19 protein-coding genes are annotated in these 17,968 nt (G+C 57.9%); 9 read left to right on the forward strand and 10 right to left on the reverse strand.

Features of this window, described 5'->3' with window-relative positions; genetic code table 11:
• Window positions 1-107: 107 nt before the first annotated feature.
• Window positions 108-827 carry a fatty acid metabolism transcriptional regulator FadR gene (gene fadR, locus F3J36_RS04635; protein ID WP_058757728.1) on the reverse strand — a complete coding sequence of 240 codons (720 nt, stop codon included), beginning with the start codon at window positions 825-827 and terminating at the stop codon, window positions 108-110.
• Between the two features lie 309 nt (window positions 828-1,136).
• Between fadR and dsbB the strand changes: the two genes are divergently transcribed.
• Entirely contained in the window at window positions 1,137-1,667 is a 531-nt protein-coding gene (gene dsbB, locus F3J36_RS04640; protein ID WP_166719023.1) for a disulfide bond formation protein DsbB, read from the forward strand.
• A gap of 57 nt (window positions 1,668-1,724) precedes the next feature.
• Here dsbB and F3J36_RS04645 read toward each other — a convergent pair whose 3' ends face one another.
• From F3J36_RS04645 to F3J36_RS04655, 3 genes are all read right to left on the reverse strand, one after another.
• The gene (locus F3J36_RS04645; protein ID WP_021510046.1) at window positions 1,725-2,171 is read right to left on the reverse strand and encodes a YcgN family cysteine cluster protein; all 447 of its coding nucleotides are present in this window, start codon (window positions 2,169-2,171) and stop codon (window positions 1,725-1,727) included.
• A gap of 65 nt (window positions 2,172-2,236) precedes the next feature.
• Window positions 2,237-2,896 carry a fumarylacetoacetate hydrolase family protein gene (locus tag F3J36_RS04650; RefSeq protein WP_021510045.1) on the reverse strand — a complete coding sequence of 220 codons (660 nt, stop codon included), beginning with the start codon at window positions 2,894-2,896 and terminating at the stop codon, window positions 2,237-2,239.
• A gap of 270 nt (window positions 2,897-3,166) precedes the next feature.
• Window positions 3,167-3,442: a YcgL domain-containing protein gene (locus tag F3J36_RS04655; protein WP_021510044.1), complete on the reverse strand. Its 276-nt coding sequence runs from the start codon at window positions 3,440-3,442 to the stop codon at window positions 3,167-3,169.
• Window positions 3,443-3,595: 153 nt separating this feature from the next.
• Between F3J36_RS04655 and minC the strand changes: the two genes are divergently transcribed.
• From minC to minE, 3 genes are read left to right on the forward strand one after another with little or no spacing between them, the layout of a single operon-like run.
• Window positions 3,596-4,303 (forward strand): septum site-determining protein MinC, encoded by a 708-nt coding sequence (gene minC / locus F3J36_RS04660; protein ID WP_021510043.1) that lies wholly within the window; start codon window positions 3,596-3,598, stop codon window positions 4,301-4,303.
• Between the two features lie 33 nt (window positions 4,304-4,336).
• Window positions 4,337-5,149 carry a septum site-determining protein MinD gene (gene minD / locus F3J36_RS04665; protein ID WP_021510042.1) on the forward strand — a complete coding sequence of 271 codons (813 nt, stop codon included), beginning with the start codon at window positions 4,337-4,339 and terminating at the stop codon, window positions 5,147-5,149.
• 3 nt (window positions 5,150-5,152) lie between these two features.
• Window positions 5,153-5,422 carry a cell division topological specificity factor MinE gene (gene minE / locus F3J36_RS04670; RefSeq protein WP_010616394.1) on the forward strand — a complete coding sequence of 90 codons (270 nt, stop codon included), beginning with the start codon at window positions 5,153-5,155 and terminating at the stop codon, window positions 5,420-5,422.
• A 55-nt stretch (window positions 5,423-5,477) separates the two neighbouring features.
• Here the strand turns inward: minE and rnd are convergent, their stop codons facing one another.
• The 5 genes from rnd to F3J36_RS04695 all read right to left on the reverse strand — a co-directional run bounded on the left by rnd (window position 5,478) and on the right by F3J36_RS04695 (window position 11,905).
• A complete protein-coding gene (gene rnd, locus F3J36_RS04675; RefSeq protein WP_166719024.1) occupies window positions 5,478-6,599 on the reverse strand; it encodes a ribonuclease D in 1,122 nt (373 codons plus the stop codon).
• 105 nt (window positions 6,600-6,704) lie between these two features.
• Window positions 6,705-8,378, reverse strand: a complete 1,674-nt coding sequence (fadD, locus tag F3J36_RS04680; protein ID WP_166719025.1) for a long-chain-fatty-acid--CoA ligase FadD — start codon at window positions 8,376-8,378, stop codon at window positions 6,705-6,707.
• 208 nt (window positions 8,379-8,586) lie between these two features.
• Complete coding sequence (locus F3J36_RS04685; RefSeq protein WP_132462409.1) at window positions 8,587-9,180, reverse strand: Slp family lipoprotein; 594 nt, start codon at window positions 9,178-9,180, stop codon at window positions 8,587-8,589.
• A 60-nt stretch (window positions 9,181-9,240) separates the two neighbouring features.
• Window positions 9,241-9,942 (reverse strand): tRNA (adenosine(37)-N6)-threonylcarbamoyltransferase complex dimerization subunit type 1 TsaB, encoded by a 702-nt coding sequence (gene tsaB / locus F3J36_RS04690; RefSeq protein WP_166719026.1) that lies wholly within the window; start codon window positions 9,940-9,942, stop codon window positions 9,241-9,243.
• Window positions 9,943-9,994: 52 nt separating this feature from the next.
• On the reverse strand, window positions 9,995-11,905 hold the full coding sequence (locus tag F3J36_RS04695) for an ATP-dependent DNA helicase (protein ID WP_166719027.1): 1,911 nt from the start codon (window positions 11,903-11,905) through the stop codon (window positions 9,995-9,997).
• Between the two features lie 125 nt (window positions 11,906-12,030).
• Between F3J36_RS04695 and F3J36_RS04700 the strand changes: the two genes are divergently transcribed.
• On the forward strand, window positions 12,031-12,375 hold the full coding sequence (locus F3J36_RS04700; RefSeq protein ID WP_021510036.1) for a RidA family protein: 345 nt from the start codon (window positions 12,031-12,033) through the stop codon (window positions 12,373-12,375).
• A 13-nt stretch (window positions 12,376-12,388) separates the two neighbouring features.
• On the opposite strand, the gene F3J36_RS04705 is transcribed toward F3J36_RS04700, so the two are convergent.
• Complete coding sequence (locus tag F3J36_RS04705) at window positions 12,389-12,574, reverse strand: YoaH family protein (protein WP_021510035.1); 186 nt, start codon at window positions 12,572-12,574, stop codon at window positions 12,389-12,391.
• Between the two features lie 115 nt (window positions 12,575-12,689).
• Between F3J36_RS04705 and pabB the strand changes: the two genes are divergently transcribed.
• The 4 genes from pabB to F3J36_RS04725 all read left to right on the forward strand — a co-directional run bounded on the left by pabB (window position 12,690) and on the right by F3J36_RS04725 (window position 17,965).
• Window positions 12,690-14,042: an aminodeoxychorismate synthase component 1 gene (gene pabB / locus F3J36_RS04710; RefSeq protein ID WP_166719028.1), complete on the forward strand. Its 1,353-nt coding sequence runs from the start codon at window positions 12,690-12,692 to the stop codon at window positions 14,040-14,042.
• Window position 14,043: 1 nt separating this feature from the next.
• The gene (locus F3J36_RS04715; protein WP_166719029.1) at window positions 14,044-14,613 is read left to right on the forward strand and encodes a CoA pyrophosphatase; all 570 of its coding nucleotides are present in this window, start codon (window positions 14,044-14,046) and stop codon (window positions 14,611-14,613) included.
• A gap of 190 nt (window positions 14,614-14,803) precedes the next feature.
• The gene (locus F3J36_RS04720; RefSeq protein WP_166719030.1) at window positions 14,804-16,168 is read left to right on the forward strand and encodes an L-serine ammonia-lyase; all 1,365 of its coding nucleotides are present in this window, start codon (window positions 14,804-14,806) and stop codon (window positions 16,166-16,168) included.
• Window positions 16,169-16,402: 234 nt separating this feature from the next.
• A complete protein-coding gene (locus tag F3J36_RS04725; protein ID WP_166719031.1) occupies window positions 16,403-17,965 on the forward strand; it encodes an EAL domain-containing protein in 1,563 nt (520 codons plus the stop codon).
• Window positions 17,966-17,968: the final 3 nt, after the last annotated feature.

The raw sequence follows: 17,968 nt of genomic DNA on the forward strand, positions 1-17,968 counted from the left end.
CCTGGCGCAACGTAAAAGCCTCAGCGCTGCGGATTGCCCTTGCATCAGCCGACGCGTCAGGTCAGTCAAAATTGTGCCCGGCTAAAACCATACCTGGCAGGGCAAACTTAGCGCTTACTGCTCAAATCATCCGGCATGCTTTTCTGCATACTGTGCCAGATTTCACCGCTGCGGCGGCCGTAGTTCCGCACGCTGTCGACGATCTGATCCTGCGTAGGTTGTTTGCCACACAGATCCGCCAGCTGACGATAAAAGTTACGCGCCAGTTCACGCGCTTCCGGATTTGAGAAGTAATGGCGGCCAACGCGGGTGTACAGCCCTTTCAGACCGTTGAGAATCAGGCCGTAAATTGGGTTGCCGGAAGCAAAGGCCAGGCCACGAAACACGCGGTAATCCAGCTCGGTATAGGCTTCAGCCTGATCTTCCTCGCTCAGCGCACTCTCCAGCACTTCACGCGCCTTATCCGGATGATGGCGCAGCGCGCGACTGATAAAGATCGACGCGATATTGGTGCGCACTGACAGCAGGTTATCAATTAACTGCGGCACACTGTCGTGGTCAAGACGGGCGAGCGTTTCGAGGATATTAAGACCAGACGTTTCCCAGAAATCATTGACGCGGGTGGGTTTACCATGCTGAATGGTCAGCCAGCCATCACGAGCCAGCCGCTGCAGCACTTCACGCAGAGTGGTGCGGGTCACGCCGATCAGTTCAGAAAGCTCACGTTCGGCAGGAAGAATCGAGCCCGGCGGAAAACGGCTGTTCCAGATGCTTTCAATTATGTACTCTTCAGCGAATCCTGCAGGGCTCTGTGCCTTAATCACCATAGCATTTATTTCTCGTTGCTTTCTTTGTCGTAATGGCACTCATCATACCAGAGGGGTCATAGCGGAAATAGCCTGCCAGCGGATTAAAAGCGCGCGCTGGCGCAAAATTCAGCCGCTGCGCAGCGAAAAAAGCTGTGGGTTACGCTGCGCTTGCATGGGCGCTTTTGATGCCGTGTGCTAAAAGCCACGATTTTTTGGCGTGAATCAGGGATAAGTCATTTTTATACATGATTTTTTCCCGCTGCCTGGCTGGCACGGGTACGCTTTTGGTTTACACTGCGATGCATTAACGGCTACGGGAAAAGCAATATGTTGCGATACTTGAATCAATGCTCACGCGGACGCGGTGCCTGGTTATTAATGGCCCTGACCGCCCTGGTTTTTGAACTGGTTGCGCTGTTCTTTCAGCACATAATGGGACTGCAACCCTGCGTAATGTGTATCTATGAGCGTTGTGCGTTGTTTGGCGTCATGGGCGCCGGCCTGGTGGGTGCAATTGCGCCTAAAACGCCGCTGCGCTGGGCGGCCATCGCCATCTGGCTCTACAGCGCTTATGAAGGGGTTCGCCTCTCTTATGAGCACACCATGATTCAGCTGCATCCCAACCCGTTTGTGACCTGCGATTTTGCTGCTCGCTTCCCGAGCTGGCTGCCGCTGGATAAATGGCTGCCGGCGGTATTTGTCGCCAGCGGTGACTGCGCCGAACGCGGATGGACTTTCCTGACCTGGAGCATGCCGCAGTGGATGATCGTGATTTTTGCCGCTTATCTGCTGGTGGGCATTCTGGTATTGATTGCGCAACCATTCAAAGCAAAACGTCGCGATCTGTTTGGTCGCTGAGTCCCAGTCAAACTAAGTCTCAGACAAAACAGGCAGCCGCGGCTGCCTGTTGCGTTATCAGCCGTTTCGATCCGGCCGGTCAATAATGTGTTCTTCCCAGTCGCGCACTTCACTCTCGCGCACCGCGATGTAGCGCACCGAAATACGCTGAGCATGCATCGCTTTCTTCGATCCGGCAATCAGCGGGTGCCACGCCGGCAGCGTTTTGCCCTCCCCTAACAGCCGGTAAGCGCAGGTGCGCGGTAGCCAGTTAAAGGTGGTGAGATTCTCGCGCGTCAGCTTGATGCAATCTTCTTCGTACTCGAAGCGACGCTCATAATTGCGGCACTGACAGGTCTTAATGTTGAGCTGATTGCAGGCGACATTGGTGAAGTAAATCTCATCGGTATCCGCATCCTGCAACTTATTCAGACAGCACTGTCCACAGCCGTCGCACAGCGATTCCCACTCTGCGTCGTTCATTTGGTCCAGGCGTTTGGTCTGCCAGAAAGGTTGGTCGGTCATGATAGCGGTCCGGGTTGAGCAACAAGACCGCACCTTATAAAGCTTCAGGTGCGGTGATGCAAGTATTACAGTACGCGGGTGCTGATACCGTGACCGGCCAGCGACACTTCCAGCTTATCGCCGGAGCGTAGCGGGCCCACGCCTTCAGGCGTGCCGGTCAGCACCACGTCACCGGCGCGCAGCGTGAAGTACTGGCTCATGTAAGCAATCAGCGGCAGAATTTTGTGGATCATATCTGCCGTAGTGCCGTGCTGGCGCACCTCGCCGTTAATGACCAGCTTCAGTTCGGCATCCTGCGGATCGACGCTGAATTCAGCCGCCGGGATAAACCCGGACAGCGGACAGGAGTTATCGAAACTCTTGGCGCGCTCCCATGGCTGACCGGCTTTCTTAAACCCGGCCTGCAGATCGCGCAGCGTTAAATCCAGCGCGACGCCATAACCGGCAATCGCTTTCGCCACGTGCTCTTCACTGGCCTGCTTCAGGGTAGCGCCAATCAGCACCGCCAGCTCCACTTCATGATGCACCTCACCAAAGCTGGCCGGGATCGACAATGGCTGCCGCAAATCGCACACCGCGGTTTCCGGTTTGATAAACACCACCGGCTCACTCGGGGTGGCGCTGCCCATCTCTTTAATATGCTTTGCATAGTTGCTGCCGACGCACACCACTTTGCTGACCGGATAATCCAACAGCGCGCCCTGCCAGTTACGATGCTGATACATGCTAATCCCCTGCTTGAGTTGTGTTAGGTGCCAGCCGCGCTGGCGAAGATGTCTCATCAGCCGCCGGAACGTGGCAGGCTGCTGAGCACTATATTAGCGGGTTTATCGCGGCGCACGTGACGGAAAGCGGCAAAAGCCGTTTCCCTGTTCATCAGGTCCGCCGCTTAAGACAACGATTATTGCCCACAATAATGGGTTAAGGTGAGCAATTAAATTAATGCCGAAGCACTGATTATATTTACAGGATATATTTTTACAGATGAATCTGAATTAAACTTTTTTACCCTGTTCAAGATGAATGTTGAGCAGACTTTCAACCGGTGGTGGGATCTGCAAATAATAACCTTGTTCGCTTAAACCCTGCTTCACTTTATTGATGTCAGCGTTGGCCAGCCTGTCGCGCTGGTCGAGGGACAGCACCATCGCCAGTTGCGGTTTACCAAAGCCACGCAGCAGTTCTTCCGGGACGCGCGAAAAATCGTCTTTTTTTTCTACATACAGATAAGTCTGGTCGCGTTGCGGGCTTCTATAGATCACACAAAACATATTTTTTACTCGAATTAACTAAGGGCGTCACTTGCCTGAATATAGCAGTAACTATAACATGCTTGCAGAACTTCGAATATTGACCCGCGGGTGTTAATGACGATTTTATCGGCGTTTACTTCAGGGTCGTAAAACAGGACTGAGTCAGGACAGATGTCGCAATCGCCAATCGAATTCAAGGGCAGCAGTTTTACCCTGTCAGTTGTTCATCTGCACCATTCGCAACCCGAGGTGATTCGTCAGGCGCTGCAGGACAAAATCGACCAGGCCCCGGCTTTTCTGCACAACGCGCCGGTGGTGCTGAACGTGTCAGCCCTGAACGGTGACATCAACTGGAAGCAGATGCAGCAGGCCGTCAGCGCCACCGGCTTACGCATTGTGGGCGTGAGCGGCTGTAAAGATGAAGCCCTGAAAAAGATGATTGCCCGCGCTGGCCTGCCGGTGCTGTCAGAGGGTAAAGAGAACCGCAAACGCGCTGATGCGCCCGCGCCGGAGCCGGAAGCGGTCGCGCCGCCGGTCAGCGAACCGGCCAGCAAAACGCGTATCATCAATACGCCAGTGCGTTCCGGTCAGCAGATTTACGCGCGCAACGCCGATTTGATCGTCACCAGCAGCGTCAGCGCCGGTGCCGAACTGGTGGCTGACGGCAACATTCATATTTACGGCATGATGCGCGGCCGCGCGCTGGCCGGTGCCAGCGGCGATCGCGACTGCCAGATTTTTTGCACCAACCTGTCAGCAGAGTTGGTCTCCATTGCCGGCGAATACTGGATCATGGACCAGATCCCGGCAGAATTCTTTGGTAAAGCTGCGCGCCTGTGCCTTAAAGAGGGCGCGCTCACCATCCAGACACTTAATTAGGCCCCTTTTCTTTCGTTAAGGAAATCAACATTTATGGCACGCATCATTGTAGTTACATCGGGTAAAGGGGGCGTTGGCAAGACCACGTCAAGCGCGGCCATCGCCACAGGGTTAGCGCAGAAAGGCAAAAAAACCGTGGTGATCGATTTCGATATCGGTCTGCGTAACCTCGATCTGATCATGGGCTGTGAGCGCCGCGTGGTGTATGACTTTGTCAACGTTATTCAGGGCGATGCGACGCTGAATCAGGCACTGATTCGCGACAAGCGCACCGAGCAGCTTTATATTCTGCCCGCCTCACAAACCCGTGATAAAGATGCCCTGACCCGCGAAGGCGTGGAAAAAGTGCTGAACGACCTGGCGGCAATGGACTTCGATTTTATCGTCTGCGACTCGCCGGCCGGTATCGAAACCGGTGCGCTGATGGCGCTGTATTTCGCGGATGAAGCAATCATTACCACCAACCCGGAAGTCTCTTCCGTGCGTGACTCAGACCGTATTCTCGGCATCATCTCGTCGAAATCGCGTCGCGCTGAAAACAGCGAAGAGCCGGTAAAAGAGCACCTGTTACTGACCCGCTATAACCCGGGACGCGTAACGCGTGGCGACATGCTGAGCATGGAAGACGTGCTGGAAATCCTGCGCATCCCTCTGGTCGGCGTGATTCCGGAAGATCAGTCGGTGCTGCGCGCGTCTAACCAGGGTGAGCCCGTGATCCTCGATGCAAACTCTGACGCCGGTAAAGCTTACGCTGATACCGTAGATCGCCTGCTTGGCGAAGAACGCCCCTTCCGCTTTATCGAAGAAGAGAAGAAGGGTTTCCTGAAACGCCTGTTCGGGGGATAACCAATGGCATTACTTGATTTCTTTTTATCCCGTAAGAAGAACACAGCCAACATAGCCAAGGAAAGGCTGCAGATTATCGTGGCCGAACGCAGAAGGGGCGACAGTGAGCCCCACTATCTGCCGCAGCTGAAGCGCGATATCCTGGAAGTGATCTGTAAATACGTGAAAATTGACCCGGACATGGTCACGGTGCAGCTGGATCAGAAAGGAGATGATATCTCCATCCTCGAGCTCAACGTGACGCTGCCGGAGACGGAAGACGTTCCTAAATGATTGTAGCGGGTTCCTGATTTTCCCCTGCGTGGTTGCGCAGGGGAAAACGTTCCGCTTACAGCGTGTGTAAAATCTCGTCGATACCGGCTTTCAACACCTCACCCCGCCAGCCTGCCAGCAGTTCCGGCGGACGCGTGGCGCTTTTCAGTCCCCAGTGCACGCTCAACACCTGGTTAATCTGGCGCCGTGATGCTAACAGCTCCTGACTGTAACCGGTCTGCTCACTCACCTGCTGCACCAGCGCTTTAATCGCTTTGAACGCCTGCTTGTAATGCGCGTGGTCAATCAGATTAGGCAACGGCGGCGGTAACGCGGACTCATCCAGCGCCTGCGCCTCTGCCACCATCGCCACCAGCGCCTTGCCGTGGAAGCGGATTTCATGACCGTTCAGGCCGAGATGATCCAGCTCGCCAAGGCTGCCGGGCATAAAGCGCGCGACTTTCCACAGGTTCTCTTCGCGCACCACAAAATTCACCGCCATGTCTTTCTGCCGGGCGAGGTTGAGACGCCACGCGGCCAGACGCTGCAGCACCGCCAGCTGGCGCGGACGCAGCTGCCACGCATTGGTGATATCGCGCCACGCCTCTTCCGGCTGCAGCACGTCAAGACGGCGCTGACACAGCGTAGCGCATTCACTCAGCGCCGCCGCCATGTTGCCTGCCGCTTCGGTTTGCGCCACCAGCTGATGGGCGATCGGCAGCAGATAAGCCACATCGGCCGCAGCGTATTGGCACTGCCGCTCGGTGAGCGGACGCGCCAGCCAGTCGGTGCGCGCTTCGCTCTTATCCAGCTCAATCTGGTTGAAATGATTGACCATCGCGGCAAAGCCCCACGACAGCGGCTGCCCGGCAAAAGCGGCCAGAATCTGCGTATCGATCATCGGCTCCGGCAGACAGCCGAAACGATGCAGGAAGACTTCGAGGTCTTCCCCGCCGGCGTGCAGGAACTTGGTCAGCTGACGATCCTGCAGCAGCGCAATAAACGGTGCCCAGTCACTGATGGTTAACGGATCGATCAGAACCAGTTGCTCGCCATCGAAGAGCTGGATCAGGCCAAGCTGCGGATAGTACGTGCGGGTGCGCACGAATTCGGTATCCAGCGCCACGGCGCGATGCTGACGGGCCTGCTGGCATACGGCGGCCAGCTGGTCATTGTGGTCGATCAGGGTGTAATTCACGTTGTCTTTCTCGCTGCGACAAACCTCGCACAGCGCTCCATGTTAAAAGCAATAAAAACGCCGGACGGTGCCGGCGTTAACCTGAGCATTCAGCGGAAGCCAGTACTACGCTTCGCGCTTCGCCTCGTCGCGCAATTCGCGACGTAAAATTTTACCGACGTTGGTCTTCGGCAGCTCATCACGAAACTCGATAATTTTCGGCACTTTATAGCCGGTGAGCTGACGGCGACAATGATCCAGAACTTCCTCTTTCGTCAGCGACGGATCTTTTTTCACGATGCACACTTTCACCGCTTCGCCGGAGAGATCGCTCGGCACGCCAATGGCCGCCGCTTCGCGCACCTTGGCGTGCTGCATCAGCACATCTTCGATTTCGTTAGGATACACGTTAAAGCCGGACACCAGAATCATGTCTTTTTTACGATCGACGATGCGGATAAACCCTTCAGCGTCCACGGTAACAATATCACCGGTGTGCAGCCAGCCATTTTTCAGCACTTCCTCGCTGGCATCCGGCCGCTGCCAGTAGCCAACCATGACCTGCGGCCCGCGAATACACAGTTCACCCGGTTCGCCCGGCGGTACGTCGTGATCTTCATCATCGACTATACGCACGTCGGTGGACGGAACCGGCAAACCGATGCTGCCGGTGTGGCAGGTAATATCATACGGATTAACCGACACCAGCGGTGAGCATTCGGTGAGTCCGTAGCCCTCCAGCAGATAGTGCCCGGTGAGTTTCTCCCAGCGCTCAGCCACCGCTTTCTGCACCGCCATGCCGCCGCCGGCAGACAGACGCAGCGTGGAGAAATCCAGCTGGTTAAAATTGGCATCGTTCAGCAGGGCGTTGAACAACGTATTAACACCGGTGATGGCGGTAAAGGGAAATTTGCTCAGCTCTTTAACGAAGCCGGGAATATCACGCGGATTGGTAATCAGCAGGTTGGTGCCGCCCAGGTCGAGGAACAGCAGACAGTTCACCGTCAGGGCAAAGATGTGATAAAGCGGCAGCGCGGTCACCACCTGCTCCTGACCGGCGCGCAGCAGTTTACCGTAGGTGGCTTTGGTCTGTTCCAGATTAGCCTGCATGTTGCCGTGGGTCAGCATGGCGCCTTTCGCCACGCCGGTGGTGCCACCAGTGTACTGCAGAAATGCCAGATCCTGATTACTGATCACAGGACGATGATAGCTCATCTGCTCGCCCTGCTGCAGCGCATGACGGAACGGTACCGCCCCTGGCAGATGGTATTTCGGTACCAGCTTTTTCACATATTTTACGACAAAGTTCACCAGCGTGGCTTTTACCGGCGCCAGCTGATCGCCCATGCGCGTCAGCATCACGTGCTTAACCGGGGTTTCCGCGACCACTTTTTCCAGCGTATGGGCGAAGTTGGAGACAATGACAATCGCACTGGCACCGCTGTCGTTAAGCTGGTGCTTCAGCTCGCGCGGCGTGTACAACGGGTTAACATTCACCACCACCATACCGGCACGCAGGACGCCAAACAGCGCCACCGGATACTGCAGCAGATTCGGCATCATCAGCGCGACGCGATCGCCCTGCTGCAAGCCTAATCCCTGTTGCAGCCAGGCCGCAAAAGCACGGCTCTGCTGCTCCAGCTGGCGGTAAGTCATTGGCTGGCCCATGTTAATGAAAGCCACCTGATCGGCATAACGTTGCGCTGCGTGTTCGAAAAGATCGACCAAAGAGGGATAACGGTCTGCGTTAATTTCCGCTGGGACATCTGGCGGATAGCGTTTCAGCCAAACCTTGTTCAAAGATTCACCCCGATATTCTTGTTGCGTAGCCATCGCCGCCTCTGCAATCAGTGTTGTTAACAATATTTTAACTGATTGTACCAGTTTGCCTGTTCCGGCATTTTCAGGTTGCGAGGCGCATCACTAAATTTCGCGCATCGGTTGCGCGCCCAATAAAAAGGCCCGTTCGCGAGCACCGCGACCGGGCCGTAAATAAAACTGTTTAGCGCTATTCGGTAAGAATGGTCTCGACCTGCGCCGGACCGCCGGTGTTCATGCCCCAGTAGGGGTTAGGGCCCCAATAGCCGGGATGGCGACGCGTCGGCCCGTACCAAATCCATGGATCGATCGGCTGCGGCGGCGTCATCACCTGCTGAGTCAGATGCCAGCGCTGATAACCGCGCACATCAATCACCACAAAGGTGTAACTGGCTTTGCCAATTTCCCCTTTCTCGGTGCCTTTGATGTTGCCCAGCACCGTGACGTACTGATTATTGACGTCGATCGGATCAACAAAGCCATGAATGTCCGCATAAATGCGGCCAATTGAGGCAGCGCCGAGGCGCGGTCGCGCGCTGTCATCCAGCGGCTGAGTAGCAATTTCCAGCCGGGTCAGGCCGTTGAGGTTGGTCACCTTCACGACTTTGCCGCCGAAGCGCGACTCCTGGCCGACATACAGCTGCGGCGCATTCATCACGCGTAATAAATCCTGCTGTGGAAGTTGAGAACTCCCTTTAATGGCATCCGGCACTGACACGCAGCCGCTGAGCAACAGCGCACAGGCTAACAGAGCGCCAGACATCCCTTTACGACTAATTGGCATAGCACTTCTCCTGTTATTTCTCCGTTAGACTGAAGGCGCAAAAATAAGTTGCGTAGGCGCCTAGCGCCCCGGCAATTTTTTCCATGCCACGTCATTGCGCAGATAAACCGGCTCAGCATTTTCCACCGCCACGCTATCGCCGCGCTGCCAGGCGCTGAGCGCCAGCGGCAGCATATCTTCTGCGGCAGGCAGCGTGACCGTGGTGGTCAGCAGTTGTGCCCCGGTCGTGCCAGCCAGCAGCTGCGGATAAGCCTGCCAGCCGGTGCCGACGGTGGCCCACTCGCCGCTCAGCTGCGCGATGCGCGCCTGTGCCGCTTCCGGCTTGAGTACGGCTTCGCTCTCAGCGCCCTGCCACTCGCCCTGCTCATCACGCTGATACTCTGCCCAATAGACTTCACCCATGCGCGCATCAATCGCCGCCAGCACGCGCGTTACCCCGGTCACACGCCAGGCGCCCTGCGCCATGGTTGCCAGCGAGGATACGCCAATCATCGGCAGATTTGCGCCCAGCGCCAGGCCCTGCGCAATGCCAATGCCGATGCGCACGCCGGTAAAACTGCCGGGCCCGCGGCCAAACGCCAGTGCGTCCAGCGCGCTCAGCGCCAGCGACTGCGCCTGCAGCAATTCCTGCACCAGCGGCAGAATACGTTGAGTATGATCGCGGGGCGCGATTTCGAAGCGGGCATCGATCTGCTGCTGATTCAGCAGCGCGGCAGAACAGGCTTCTGTCGCGGTGTCCAGGGCTAAAATTCGGGCGGACATAACAACCTCAGAGAATCAAAATGGCGCGCATCTTACCACAGCCTGGCACAAATTAGTGCTGCTCTGGCGGACGCACAAAGTCAATCGCACGCTGTAAATCGCGGGTGCGCGGTGTCGGCGGCAGGCTATTAAGGAACAGACCGCCATACGGACGCGACACCAGCCGCTGGTCACAAATCACCAGCACGCCGCGATCGTCGGTATCGCGAATCAGACGGCCCACGCCCTGCTTGAGGGTGATCACCGCGTCCGGCAGCTGCACATCGTTAAACGGATCGCCGCCGCGCAGACGGCAATCCTCCATGCGCGCCTTCAGCAGCGGATCTTCCGGCGAGGTAAACGGTAGCTTGTCGATGATCACCAGCGACAGCGCATCACCGCGCACGTCAACGCCTTCCCAGAAGCTGCTGGTGGCCACCAGCAGTGCATTGCCGGCATCAAGAAACTGTTTGAGCAGCTGGCCTTTGCTGGTTTCGCCCTGCAACAGCACCGGCAGGGTCATGGAGGCGCGGAACTCCGCCGCCAGCTCGCGCATCATTTTGTGCGAGGTGCACAGGAAGAAACAGCGCCCTTTGTTGGCTTCAATCAGCGGTTTCATCATGCGTGCCAGCTGACGCGCACCGCCAGGATAGTTGGGTTCCGGCATGTTGCGCGGCACGCACAGCAAGGCCTGCTGCGCATAATCAAACGGACTTTCAAGGATTAGGGTGCGGGCATTATCCACGCCGAGCCGGCTGGCGAAGTGGCTCATCTGTTCGTTGACCGCCAGCGTCGCTGAGGTAAACACCCACGCCGCTTTGCGTCCGTCCATCACTTCGCGGAAGCGCTCCGCGACCGACAGCGGCGTCAGCGCCAGCGTAAAGTGCCGGCTGCTGCATTCGTACCAGTAGCTGAAGCCCGGTTCATCAATCGCACGTAAACGCTTGAGCCGGGTGCGATACAGCGCGGCACGCTCGAAGGCAGCATCCAGCAGCGCGGAACGGCCCAGCGACAGTTTAATCACGTCGTAACACAGCTCGAGCGCATCATCCAGCAGCGTAAACATACGCATAATATTGATGTCGCTCAGCAGGTCACGCAGATTGCCGCGAAAACCGGGCTCGCCCAGCGTCAGGCGGAAATCCTGTGCGCACTGCGCCAGCCGGTCGGCGGATTTCTGCAGCTGCTGCACATCGCGCACCTCGGTGCGGTAGGCAAGGATAATGTCTTTGGCGAGATCCTGCAGTTGCCGGCTCGACAGCTGCTGACCAAAATACTGGCTGGCAATATCCGGCAGCTGGTGCGCTTCATCGAAGATCATCACGTCGGCTTCCGGGATCAGCTCGCCAAATCCCCCCTCTTTGACCACCAGGTCGGCGAGGAACAGGTGATGGTTCACCACCACCACATCCGCATCCATCGCTTTTTTGCGCGCCTTCACCACGAAGCAATCTTTATACAGCGGGCAATCGCTGCCGAGGCAGTTATCGTTGGTGCTGGTAACGTAAGGCCAGATCGGGCTGTCTTCCGCAACGCCGGCGCAGCTGCTGACGTCGCCATCAACGGTCTCCGAAGACCAGCTGCGCACGTTAATCAGATCGCCGAGCGCCTGCACGCTGAGATCGCCGCCAGTCTGATTTTGCTGCTCCAGCCGTTCCAGGCACAGATAGTTTGAGCGCCCTTTGAGCAGCGCGGTTTTGCCGCTGAACGCCAGGGCGCGGGCAATGGTCGGCAGATCGCGGTTGTAGAGCTGATCCTGCAACGCTTTGGAACCGGTCGATACAATGACTTTTTTCTTCGCCCGCAACGCCGGTGCCAGATACGCATAGGTTTTACCGGTGCCGGTGCCGGCCTCGACCACCAGCTCGCCTGCCTGCTGCACCGCTTCGCTCACTGCCTGCGCCATTTCGCGCTGTGCCGCGCGCGGCTTAAAGCCGGGAATCGCCTGCGCTAACGCGCCATCCGCTGCAAAATCGTCTGCCACACATCCTCACCGATTGCTCTTAAAACACCTGTAATTATGTCAGGATTCACCGCAGGCGACCACAACAGATGACAGCCGGCCATGGGATATGGCAGGCTAACGCAGCAAAAATAAAGGAGAACAGCATGACCATTACGCGTATTGATGCCGAGCACCGCATGTCCGAAGCGGTTGTACATGACCAGACCGTGTATTACACCAGCGTGCCGGAGAATCTGGATGACGATGCGGAAGCGCAAACCGCCAACGCGCTGGCGGTGATTGACCGCATCCTGACGCGCGTGGGTTCGGATAAAAGCAAAATTCTCGACGCAACCCTTTTCCTGGTAGACAAAGAGGACTTTGCCGCGATGAACCGCGCCTGGGATGCGTGGGTCTCGCCGGGTAATGCGCCGGTACGCTGCACGGTGCAGGCCGGCCTGATGAATCCGCGCTATAAAGTGGAAATTAAAATCATCGCCGCGTTATAACGCTTGCCGGGCGCTACTCGTCGTCTTCGTCCTCTTCGAAGCGCGCCCGAATCGCTTCGCCCTGATGGTTCTGGCGAATTTCCTGCGCCACCTGCGCAATCGCCTGCCCGCTGGACATGCCGCCGGCCATCAGTTCCTGAATACGTTCCACTGCCTGCTGCTGCTGTTCGTGCGATAAAGCCGGAAGACCTGAAAACATGATGCACTCCTGTAATGGGGGGACGCATTATTCCACGCTGAACAAACAGGTGCCAGCAGCAAAAAAATATGCCAGGCTACGCGCCTGCCTGCTGAACTGATTTAGCCAAACGAACGTGAAAACCCTCTCGCTACAGTATACGCCCGATACACTTTTACACCGTTTTTCCACGCTGGCGCACCGCCCGTGGGCGATGCTGCTGACCTCTGGTCACGCCGAGCACGCGGATAACCGTTTCGATATTCTCACCGCCGACCCGCGGGTGACCCTGACAACGCGCGGTGACAGCACCGCCATCGACGACGGCACCGGCATCAGCCACTCCACCGCCGATCCGCTGCAGCTGGTGCAGCAGCAGCTGGACGCGCTGGGCATCCGGCCGGCGTTTGATGCGAATCTGCCGTTCCAGGGCGGCGCGCTGGGTCTGTTTGGTTATGACCTCGGTCGCCGTTTCGAAACGCTGCCGCAGCGGGCGCAGCAGGATTTACACACGCCGGATATGGCGGTGGGCATTTATGACTGGGCGCTGATTGCCGATCACCATCGCCAGACGCTAACGCTGATTGCCCTGCACGACGCGGAGCAGCGCTGGCAGTGGCTACAGGCGCTGGCGGTGCCGCAGCCCACACCTTTTGCCCTGACCAGCGACTGGCAGGCCAATATGAGCTATGCGCAGTATGCCGCGCGTTTCCAGGCGGTGCAGGCCTACATTCAGGCGGGCGATTGCTACCAGGTTAATCTGGCGCAGCGTTTTCAGGCCAGCTATCGCGGCGATGAGTGGCAGGCGTTTTTACGTCTCAACCGCGCCAACCGCGCGCCGTTCAGCGCCTTCCTTCGTCTGCCGCACAGTACCGTGCTGAGCCTGTCGCCGGAGCGTTTTCTCTCGCTGCAGCAACAGCAGATTGAAACCCGGCCGATTAAAGGCACGCTGCCGCGCCTGGCCGATCCGCAGGCCGATCGGCTGCAGGCGGAGAAACTGGCCAGCGCCGAAAAAGATCGGGCGGAAAACCTGATGATTGTGGACCTGCTGCGTAATGATATTGGCCGCGTCGCCGAGCCAGGCAGCGTCAGCGTGCCGGAGCTGTTCGTAGTGGAGCCGTTCCCGGCGGTGCATCACCTGGTGAGCACGGTGCGGGCCAGACTGCCAGACGTGCTCTCCGCTACCGATTTGCTGCGCGCCTGTTTCCCCGGCGGCTCCATTACCGGTGCGCCCAAGATCCGCGCCATGGAGATCATCGAAGAACTCGAACCGCAGCGGCGCAATGCGTGGTGCGGCAGTATCGGCTACATCAGCCTGTGCGGACGTATGGACAGCAGCATTACCATCCGCACGCTGATTGCCGAAAACCAGCAGCTGTACTGCGCGGCGGGCGGTGGTCTGGTGGCTGACAGCGATGCTGAGGCGGAATATCAGGAGACGCTGCACAAGCTCAACCGTATTCTGCCCTGTCTGCGTGATGAGGCGTGATATGGAGCTGACGCTGGCGCAGTTTCTCAGTCGCTTTGTGCTGCAGCCGCCGCTGGCGACCGCGCACAGCGTGATCAGCGGACGCCGTGCCGCGGTGCTGGTGCCGGTAATTGATGGCGACCAGCCCGAACTGCTGCTGACCCGCCGCTCCGCGCTGCTGCGCAAACATGCCGGGCAGGTGGCGTTCCCCGGCGGCATGATGGATGCCACTGACGATTCGCTGATCGCCACCGCGCTGCGTGAAGCGCAGGAAGAAGTGGGCATCGCGCCGCAGCAGGTGCGGGTGGTCGGCGTGCTACCGCCGGTCACCAGCAGTACCGGTTTCGCCGTCACGCCCGTGGTCGGTATCATCCCGCCGAACCTGCCGCTGCGGCTTAACCCGGATGAAGTTGAAAGCGCCTTTTCCATGCCGCTCGCCGAGGCGCTGCGGCTGGGGCGCTACAGCGGACTAACGCTGCGCCGCGGTCATCGCCAGCACCAGGTGTGGCTGTCATGGTATGAGGATTATTTTATCTGGGGCATGACCGCCGGTATCCTGCGCGCGCTCGGTCAGCAGATCGCCCTGCCCTGATCCCCCGTCCCGTTTCACCCTGCCCGAAAAATTGATCCCGTTCACATCCGGGGACACGGATAACTATTTCTGTGGTTTATAATTAATTTATTTCATGCGAAAAGCTGCTCGCTGCTGCCCGCTGGCGATTACTATTAGCCGCATTAACGGCCTGCGCCGTAGAAAAGAAGATTTGTGAGGAGCGTCACCGGTGATAAGTGTTTTTGACATGTTCAAAGTGGGTATCGGCCCGTCCAGTTCGCATACCGTCGGCCCGATGAAAGCGGGCAAGCAGTTTGTTGACCTGCTGATCGAGCAGGGCAAGCTGCAGGACGTGACGCGCGTGGCGGTGGACGTCTACGGCTCACTGTCGCTCACCGGTAAAGGACACCACACCGACATTGCCATCATTATGGGTCTGGCCGGCTTTGAGCCTGCCAGCGTCGACATCGACAGCATTCCGGCGTTTATCAAAGATGTCGAAACGCGTGAGCGGCTGCTGCTGGCACAGGGCGCGCGGGAGGTCGACTTCCCGCGTGACGGCGGCATGGTCTTCCGCAGCGAAAACCTGTCGCTGCATGAAAACGGCATGACCCTGTACGCTTTTGCCGGTGATCGTCTGCTTGAGCGCAAAACCTATTACTCGATTGGCGGCGGCTTTATCGTCGACGAAGCGCACTTTGGTGAGTCAGTGCTGGATGAGGTCGCCGTACCCTACCCGTTCCATTCAGCCAAAGAGTTGCTCAGCCACTGCCGCGATACCGGCATGTCGCTTTCCGGGCTGGTGATGAAAAACGAGCTGGCGCTGCACAGCCGTGACGAGATTTACGCTTATTTTGGCAACATCTGGCAAACCATGCAGGCGTGTATCGATCGTGGCCTGAATACCGAAGGGGTGCTGCCGGGGCCGCTGCGCGTGCCGCGTCGGGCGGCGTCGCTGCGACGTCTGCTGGTCTCCTCGACCAAACACTCCAACGATCCGATGAACGTCATCGACTGGGTCAATATGTTTGCGCTGGCGGTGAATGAAGAGAATGCGGCCGGTGGTCGTGTGGTCACTGCACCGACCAACGGTGCCTGCGGTATCGTGCCGGCGGTGCTGGCGTATTACGATCACTTCATCGAAACGGTCACGCCGGATATCTTTATCCGCTACTTCCTCGCCTCGGGCGCGATTGGCGTGTTGTACAAAATGAACGCTTCGATTTCCGGTGCCGAAGTCGGCTGCCAGGGCGAAGTAGGCGTGGCCTGCTCAATGGCCGCCGCTGGCCTCGCTGAACTGCTGGGAGCCAGCCCGGAGCAGGTGTGTGTTGCCGCTGAAATCGGCATGGAACACAACCTCGGACTGACCTGCGATCCGGTCGCCGGTCAGGTACAGGTGCCGTGCATTGAGCGTAACGCCATTGCTTCGGTGAAAGCGATCAACGCCGCGCGGATGGCGCTGCGCCGCACCAGCGCGCCGCGCGTATCGCTGGATAAGGTGATCGAGACGATGTACGAGACCGGCAAAGACATGAACGCTAAATATCGTGAGACCTCGCGCGGCGGTCTGGCGATTAAGGTGCAGTGCGACTGACCGGCAACGTCGCATTTCGCTGCTGACAATTGCAGCGATCGGCCATTATTTCTGCAATGGCCTCTACCTCCGCGTTATCAAACCAGATACATTATTTTTGCGCGCGACCTCTACCGGTCGCGCGATTTTTTAGTGCCGCTTTTTTTCTCCAGCCGCGCTAAATTTGGCCGCCGCCATGCCGATAACTTTCACGTTAATTTGGTCTCATTCTTTGTCTTAGCAAGGTGGTTACTGATGCTCCTTCCCCAGCAATTTGTGGGTCAATTTCGCCGTAAGCGCCTGCTTATTGCGTTGGTGATCGCGTCGCTGGTTCTCATTCTTACGCTGACTTTTCGCTACATCGAAGAGAAGTCACGCATTGAGCAGCAGTCCCTTAACTTTGCCACCCGCGCGATTGAGCGCTTTGACCGCATGTTTTCGCCGCTGGACGTCTCCGCCAACAACACGCTGGGGCTGGTGGGTGTGCCCTGCACGCAGGTGCGCTACCCGCTGATTGAGAAGATCGCGGCGCTGCAAACCGTGCGTACCGTACTGCTGGTGCAGGACGATACCATCTACTGTTCGAGTATTTATGGCCCGCGCCACATCTCGTTCAGCCAGACCTATCCCGAGCTGGCGATCAACAACCAGCGCATGATGCTGTCCACCGACGACTACCTGCTAAAAGGTTCGCCGGTGCTGCTGCTGTGGACGCCAAAGTCGCTGGATAACCAGGACGGCCTGCTGCAGATCATCAATATTGAACTGATGACCAACTATCTGCTGGAGCCGCAGCTGCCGTGGGTGGAGCGCGCGATCTTTAACGTAGGCGGACAGAGCCTCGAATATGGTAATCCGCTGATCGAGCATACCGTGCCGTCCGATGACGAAGTGGCGTACGATCAGGCCTCACTGCGTTATCCCTACAGCATTACGCTGTACGGTCCCTCTCCGGCGCGACTGGCGCTCAACACTCTGCCGTCTCAGCTGCCGCTGGCGGTGCTGCTGAGCCTGCTGCTGGGCTATATCGTCTGGCTGGCCACCGCCAATCGCATGAGCCTGAGCTGGCAAATCAGCTATGGCATCACCGCCAACGAATTTATGGTCTACTGCCAGCCGCTGATCAATGCCCGCAGCGGCGACTGCGATGGTATCGAGCTGCTGCTGCGCTGGCACAATCCGCGCCAGGGCTGGATTGCACCGGACGTATTTATTCCGCTGGCCGAACGCCAGAACCTGATTGCACCGCTGACGCGCTTTGTGATTGCCAGAGTCGTCGCGGAGTTGCCTAATCTGCCACAGTGCCCGGCTTTCCATATCGCGATTAACGTCGCGGCCAGCCACTTCCGCGATCGCCTGATTGTTGAGGATCTACAGCGCTACTGGTGGCCCGCCAATCCCCTGCCGAAACTGGTGGTGGAGCTGACCGAGCGCGATGCGCTGCCGGTCATCGACCAGACGGTCGTGGCGCAGCTGCATGAAATTGGCGTGCGGCTGGCGATTGATGATTTCGGCACCGGCCACAGTTCGCTGGCCTATCTGAAAGACCTGAAGCCGGACGTGCTGAAAATCGATAAAATTTTTACCGCCGCGATTGGTACTGACGCGATCAACGCCACGGTAACGGATATGGTGATTTCACTGGCGCAGCGGCTGAATATCGCGCTGGTCGCGGAGGGCGTGGAAACCGCCGAGCAGGCGCATTATCTGCGCGAGCGCGGCGTGGATCATCTGCAGGGTTACTACTATGCGCGCCCGATGCCGATTGAGGACTTTCCGCAATGGCTGGTGCAGCATCAGGCGCAGCTGGGCGCCTGATGC

The organism is Pantoea sp. Cy-640, assembly GCF_011752635.1.
GTDB classification, from domain to species: domain Bacteria; phylum Pseudomonadota; class Gammaproteobacteria; order Enterobacterales; family Enterobacteriaceae; genus Pantoea; species Pantoea dispersa.

What these genes read in the sequence shown, in the direction of transcription:
- fadR (WP_058757728.1), bottom strand. Translation starts at nt 827, where the DNA reads ATGGTGATTAAGGCACAGAGCCCTGCAGGATTCGCTGAAGAGTACATA.
- dsbB (WP_166719023.1), top strand. Translation starts at nt 1,137, where the DNA reads ATGTTGCGATACTTGAATCAATGCTCACGCGGACGCGGTGCCTGGTTA.
- F3J36_RS04645 (WP_021510046.1), bottom strand. Translation starts at nt 2,171, where the DNA reads ATGACCGACCAACCTTTCTGGCAGACCAAACGCCTGGACCAAATGAAC.
- F3J36_RS04650 (WP_021510045.1), bottom strand. Translation starts at nt 2,896, where the DNA reads ATGTATCAGCATCGTAACTGGCAGGGCGCGCTGTTGGATTATCCGGTC.
- F3J36_RS04655 (WP_021510044.1), bottom strand. Translation starts at nt 3,442, where the DNA reads ATGTTTTGTGTGATCTATAGAAGCCCGCAACGCGACCAGACTTATCTG.
- minC (WP_021510043.1), top strand. Translation starts at nt 3,596, where the DNA reads ATGTCGCAATCGCCAATCGAATTCAAGGGCAGCAGTTTTACCCTGTCA.
- minD (WP_021510042.1), top strand. Translation starts at nt 4,337, where the DNA reads ATGGCACGCATCATTGTAGTTACATCGGGTAAAGGGGGCGTTGGCAAG.
- minE (WP_010616394.1), top strand. Translation starts at nt 5,153, where the DNA reads ATGGCATTACTTGATTTCTTTTTATCCCGTAAGAAGAACACAGCCAAC.
- F3J36_RS04685 (WP_132462409.1), bottom strand. Translation starts at nt 9,180, where the DNA reads ATGCCAATTAGTCGTAAAGGGATGTCTGGCGCTCTGTTAGCCTGTGCG.
- tsaB (WP_166719026.1), bottom strand. Translation starts at nt 9,942, where the DNA reads ATGTCCGCCCGAATTTTAGCCCTGGACACCGCGACAGAAGCCTGTTCT.
- F3J36_RS04700 (WP_021510036.1), top strand. Translation starts at nt 12,031, where the DNA reads ATGACCATTACGCGTATTGATGCCGAGCACCGCATGTCCGAAGCGGTT.
- F3J36_RS04705 (WP_021510035.1), bottom strand. Translation starts at nt 12,574, where the DNA reads ATGTTTTCAGGTCTTCCGGCTTTATCGCACGAACAGCAGCAGCAGGCA.
- F3J36_RS04715 (WP_166719029.1), top strand. Translation starts at nt 14,044, where the DNA reads ATGGAGCTGACGCTGGCGCAGTTTCTCAGTCGCTTTGTGCTGCAGCCG.
- F3J36_RS04725 (WP_166719031.1), top strand. Translation starts at nt 16,403, where the DNA reads ATGCTCCTTCCCCAGCAATTTGTGGGTCAATTTCGCCGTAAGCGCCTG.